This is a genomic window from Streptomyces sp. P5F9, from assembly GCF_057961495.1.
In genome coordinates this window covers 1-5323 of the sequence record NZ_JBXVPZ010000578.1, presented here as the reverse complement: position 1 = coordinate 5323, position 5323 = coordinate 1, and the positions used below count along the sequence as shown (strand labels likewise).

Below are 5323 nucleotides of genomic sequence, written 5' to 3'. Positions count from 1 at the left end.
GTGTGGTCACCGTCGGCTGCGACAGCCCGAGCAGCCGCCACGCCGCTCGATCTCTCCCCCCCCCTGCGCACGTTCCTCGCCGTGCACCGCGCCGGTTCGTTCACCGCGGCGGGGCGGCTGCTCGGGCTGTCGCAGCCGACGGTGACCACACAGATCCGGTCGCTGGAGGAGCAGTTGGGGCGGGAGCTGTTCGAGCGGCGCTCGCGCGGTGTCGCGCCGACCTCGGTGGCGGACCAGTTGGCCGCGCAGGTCGCGGCGCCCCTGGACGCGCTGGCCGTCGTAGCGGATCGGGGTGCTCTCGGTGCTGACCAGTCTCCGGAGCCGGTGAATGTGGCGGGCCCGGCGGAGTTGCTGTGCACCCGGGTGCTGCCCGCCCTGGCACCGCTGACCGACGAGGGCGTACGGCTGCGGGTGAGCCCGGGGCTGACGGACGATCTGCTCGACGGGCTGCGGGGCGGTCGTTTCGACCTGGTGATCGCCACCACGCGGCCGCGCGGGCGGACGCTGACCTGGGAGCCGTTGGCGGACGAGGAGTTCGTGCTGGTCGCCTCGCCCGCGTGGGCCGAGCGCATCGGGGCCGGGCGCGTGGCGGCCGAGGGGCCCGGCGCGCTGCACGGGGTGCCGCTCGTGTCGTACGCGGAGGATCTGCCGATCGCCCGCCGGTACTGGCGGCACGTGTTCGGTACCCGGCTCGGCGGGCAGGCCGCGATCACGGTGCCCGATCTGCGCGGGGTGCTGGCGGCGGTCGTGGCCGGCGCCGGGATCACCGTGCTGCCCCGCTATCTGTGCCTGGACGAGCTGGCCTCCGGCGCGCTGGTACCGCTGCTGGCGCCCGAGGACCCGCCGATCAACACCTCGTATCTCACCCGGCGCCCCGGCTCACCGGACAATCCGCACGTCACGCTCGTAAGGGAGCGACTGCTCCGGGCGGCGCCCACCTGGTGAGCGTCCGCGCCCTGACAGCACATGGCCCCCGGAACCTGACACCCGAAGCGGCACCCGCCCGGTGAGCGCCCGCGACCCCGACAGCGCGTAACCCCTGAGCCGGACGAAGGAATCCGTCACCTGCCCGGTCCCCGTCCGCGTGCGGGACGGGCCGGGGCCGCGTTGGCTTCCTTGGAGGCAGCACGGCCGTTTCCCGATCCCGGCGGCGCAAGGGATGTTCCGCCAACCGTGCCGCCGGAGGGCAGTCCCATGCGCACTTTTCAGCTACTACTCCGCTCCGGCCTGACCGTGACAGCCGCCGCCGCTCTTCCCCTCGCCCTGACCGCCGGAACCGCCGGCGCGGCGTCGGGGATCTCCGTGAGCACGACCGGGACCACGGTCTCGGTCACGACCAGCGCGTGCTCCCAGAACCGCACCACCGGCGTCTGGGGCACCGGCTCGCTCCTCACCAGCAGCCAGGGGAGCTTCGCCGAGGGCCGCAAGGCGACCCTGGCGGGGACGACCGTCAGCCAGTCCACCGCCTGGACGAACGTCACCCCGGGCACCTACACCGTCATCGTCATGTGCCAGAACGCCAGCACGCCCGCGGGCACCCAGTCCGTGGTCGTGTCCAGGTCCACGACCCCCTCGGTCTCCGCCACGGCCTCGCCCACGCGCGGCGTCATGGGCGGCCTCGGCGGGGCCACCAAGGACTACGGCCCGCTCACCCTGGCGGCGGGCGGGGGCCTGGTCGGAGTCGGCGTCATCGCGACGGCCTGGTTCCTGCGCAGGCGCGCGAAGCCGTACCGCCTCTGACCGTCCACGACCACGAGGGGCCGCCCGGTGACGGGCGGCCCCTCCCTCATGTCCTTCGACAACTCCCGCACGTCCTACGGCAGTTCGGCGAACTCCTCGATCGCGTGCGTGAGCCACTGCGTCCAGAAGGTCTCCAGGTCGATGCCCGCGCGCAGCACGAGGTGCTGGAGCCGGTCCTGGGGACTGTCGCGGCCGGGCGGGAAGTCGCGCTTCTCGATCTCCTCGTACTCCGCCAACTGCCGCTGGTGCAGGGCGAGATGGCGGCGCAGGTCGGTCTCGATGCCGTCCGTGCCGACGACCGCCGCCGCGCGCAGCCGCAGCAGCATCACATCGCGGTGCGGCTTGGGGTCCTGGGAGGTCGCGGTCCAGCGGGCCAGTTCGGCGCGGCCCGCGGGCAGGACCTCGTAGCGCTTCTTCTGGCCGCGGGCCGGCTGCTCGGACGTGAGCGCCCTGATCTGGCCCTCGGCCTCCAGTTTTCCCAGCTCGCGATAGATCTGCTGGTGCGTCGCCGACCAGAAGTACCCGATCGACCGGTCGAAGCGCCGGGTCAGCTCAAGACCCGAGGACGGCTTCTCCAGAAGGGCGGTGAGGATCGCGTGCGGGAGTGACATGGAGGTCATCCTAGGGACGGCCTCGGGCCTCAGAGGGCGGCCGCGATCTCGGTGCCCTGCTTGATCGCGCGCTTGGCGTCCAGTTCGGCGGCCACGTCGGCACCGCCGATGAGGTGCACGCTGCGGCCGGCTGCGGTCAACTCGTCGTACAGGTCGCGGCGCGGGTCCTGCCCGGTGCACAGGACGACCGTGTCGACCTCCAGGACGGTGCTGCGGCCGTCGACGGTGACGTGCAGTCCGGCGTCGTCGATCAGGTCGTACCGGACGCCCGGGACCATGGTGACGCCCCGGTGCTTGAGTTCGGTGCGGTGGATCCAGCCCGTGGTCTTGCCGAGTCCGGCGCCGACCTTGGTCGCCTTGCGCTGGAGGAGGTGGACGCTGCGCGGCGGGGTGGGCCGCTCGGGTGCGGCCAGGCCGCCGGGTGCCGCGTAGTCCATGTCGACGCCCCAGGCGCGGAAGTACGTCGCGGGGTCCTCGCTCGCCTTGTCGCCGCCGTCCGTGAGGAACTCGGCGACGTCGAAGCCGATGCCGCCCGCGCCGAGGATCGCGACGCGGTCGCCGACGGGGACGCGGTCGCGCAGGACGTCGAGATAGCCGACGACGCTCGGGTGGTCGACGCCGGGGATGTCGGGGGTGCGCGGGCTGACGCCGGTGGCGACGACGATCTCGTCGTAGTCCGCCAAGTCGTCCGACGCCACAGGGGTGTTGAGGCGTACATCCACGCCGTGCTCGTCGAGTTGCGTGCGGAAGTAGCGCAGCGTCTCGTCGAACTCCTGCTTGCCGGGGACCTGTCGGGCGACGTTGAGCTGTCCGCCGATCTCGCTCGCGGCGTCGAAGAGGGTGACCTCGTGACCGCGTTCGGCGGCCGAGACCGCGCACGCCAGACCTGCCGGACCCGCGCCCACCACCGCGACGCGTTTGCGCAACCGCGTCGGGGCGAGGACCAGTTCGGTCTCGTGACAGGCGCGCGGGTTGACCAGGCAGGAGGTGATCTTCCCGCTGAAGGTGTGGTCGAGGCAGGCCTGGTTGCAGCCGATGCAGGTGTTGATGGCGTCGGAACGGTCGGCCGCGGCCTTGGCGACGAAGTCCGGGTCGGCGAGCATCGGGCGGGCCATCGACACCATGTCGGCGTACCCGTCGGCGAGCAACTGCTCCGCCAGCTCAGGGGTGTTGATGCGGTTGGTGGTGACGAGCGGGATCGAGACCGCGCCCATCAGCTTCTTGGTCACCCAGGTGTACGCCCCGCGCGGCACCGAGGTCGCGATGGTCGGGATGCGGGCCTCGTGCCAGCCGATGCCGGTGTTGATGATGGTCGCCCCGGCGGCCTCAACTGCCTTGGCGAGCCTGATGACTTCGTCGAGCGTGGAGCCGCCCGGCACGAGGTCCAGCATCGACAGCCGGTAGACGATGATGAAGTCCTCGCCGACCGCCTCGCGCACCCGGCGCACGATCTCGACGGGGAAGCGCATCCGGTTCTCGTACGAGCCGCCCCAGCGGTCGTCGCGGTGGTTGGTCTGCGCGGCGATGAACTCGTTGATGAGGTAGCCCTCGGAGCCCATGATCTCGACGCCGTCGTAGCCGGCCTGCCGGGCGAGGCGGGCCGCGCGGGCGTAGTCCTCGACGGTCTGCTCGACCTCGTCGTCTGTGAGCGCGCGAGGCGGGAAGGGGCTGATCGGCGCCTGGACGGCGCTCGGCGCGACGAGGTCCTGGTGATAGGCGTACCGCCCGAAGTGCAGGATCTGCATCGCGATCCGGCCGCCCTCGCGGTGCACGGCGGCGGTGATCCCGGCGTGCTGTCCGGCCTCGGCGTCGGTGGTCAGCTTGGCGCCGCCCTCGTAGGGCCGGCCGGCCTCGTTGGGCGCGATGCCACCGGTGACGATCAGGCCGACTCCGCCACGCGCGCGTGCCGCGTAGAACTCCGCCATACGCTCGAAACCGCGCTCGGCTTCCTCCAGGCCTATGTGCATGGAGCCCATGAGGACGCGGTTGGGCAGTGTGGTGAAGCCCAGGTCGAGCGGGTTCAGCAGGTGCGGGTAACGGCTCATCGGGGCCTCCGTGCGCGGTGTCGTGCCTCTTTTGTAGAGGACGGAGAGGCCTTTATGCAACTAGTTGCATAAACGGGAGCGGGTCATGGGGTGGGTCATGAGATGAGCCATGGCGGTCATCGGGCCCCCGATTCACAGGGATTTATTACCGCTTCTTTATCGCCCGCCCCGGAGAATCACAGGCAGGCGTGCCGGTGGGATGCCGCGCGCGTGGCCTAGGGAGCGAGCCGTGACGCACGATCCTGAGCACGAAGCCGGCGACAGCGCGGCGACACCTCCGATGCCCGACCACGCGCCGGAGTGGGAGGTGCTCACCGGCCCCGGCGGAGCTGAACGCGACGGCGGTCTCGACCGGTTGTGGCGACAGCGGTCGAGGCGGTCCCGCGCGGTGATCGCCGTGGCCACCGCGGGCGTGCTGGCGCTCGGCGGGACCGTCGCCTACGCCGCGACCTCGGGGGGTTCGGGCAGCGACGCCGTACCGGCCGCCGCCGCGTCCCCGTCGGGCACGCCGTCGCCCGGCGGTCCCGGCTTCCGGCACGGTGGCGGGTTCGGCCTCGGCGGCGCGGCGGTGCACGGAGAGGCGACGGTCAAGGACGACGCCACCGGCAAGTGGGTCGTACGGATCTGGCAGCGCGGAACGGTCACGAAGGTCGACGGCGACCAGGTCACCGTCAAGAGCGACGACGGCACGTCCTGGACCTGGACCGTGGGCTCGGCCGCCACGCCCCAGGGCGCCGCCGCCCTCAAGAAGGGCGACACAGCCTCCCTGACAGGCACCCGCTCCGACACCGGCACCCGCACGGCCGACCGGACCTTCACAGGCACCTTCGACCGCAAGGGCCCGGGCGACGAACGAGGCGGCCCAGGCGGCCGAGGCCCGGGCCCCTGGGGACGCGGCGACCACGACCCAAGCGCCGCACCCAGCCC

The 5323-nt window shown here is 72.2% G+C and carries 5 protein-coding genes; 3 read left to right on the top strand and 2 right to left on the bottom strand.

What is annotated here, in order from left to right; genetic code table 11:
• Positions 1–945 carry a LysR family transcriptional regulator gene (locus AC31A1_RS46010; RefSeq protein WP_489659033.1) on the top strand — a complete coding sequence of 315 codons (945 nt, stop codon included), beginning with the start codon at positions 1–3 and terminating at the stop codon, positions 943–945.
• Positions 946–1194: 249 nt separating this feature from the next.
• Positions 1195–1740, top strand: a complete 546-nt coding sequence (locus AC31A1_RS46005; protein WP_489659032.1) for a hypothetical protein — start codon at positions 1195–1197, stop codon at positions 1738–1740.
• A 74-nt stretch (positions 1741–1814) separates the two neighbouring features.
• On the opposite strand, the gene AC31A1_RS46000 is transcribed toward AC31A1_RS46005, so the two are convergent.
• Complete coding sequence (locus AC31A1_RS46000) at positions 1815–2351, bottom strand: PadR family transcriptional regulator (protein WP_489659031.1); 537 nt, start codon at positions 2349–2351, stop codon at positions 1815–1817.
• 29 nt (positions 2352–2380) lie between these two features.
• Positions 2381–4396 (bottom strand): FAD-dependent oxidoreductase, encoded by a 2016-nt coding sequence (locus tag AC31A1_RS45995; RefSeq protein ID WP_489659030.1) that lies wholly within the window; start codon positions 4394–4396, stop codon positions 2381–2383.
• Between the two features lie 229 nt (positions 4397–4625).
• On the opposite strand from AC31A1_RS45995, the gene AC31A1_RS45990 reads away from it, so the two are divergent.
• On the top strand, positions 4626–5323 hold a 698-nt coding region (locus AC31A1_RS45990; protein WP_489659029.1), incomplete at its 3' end, for a hypothetical protein.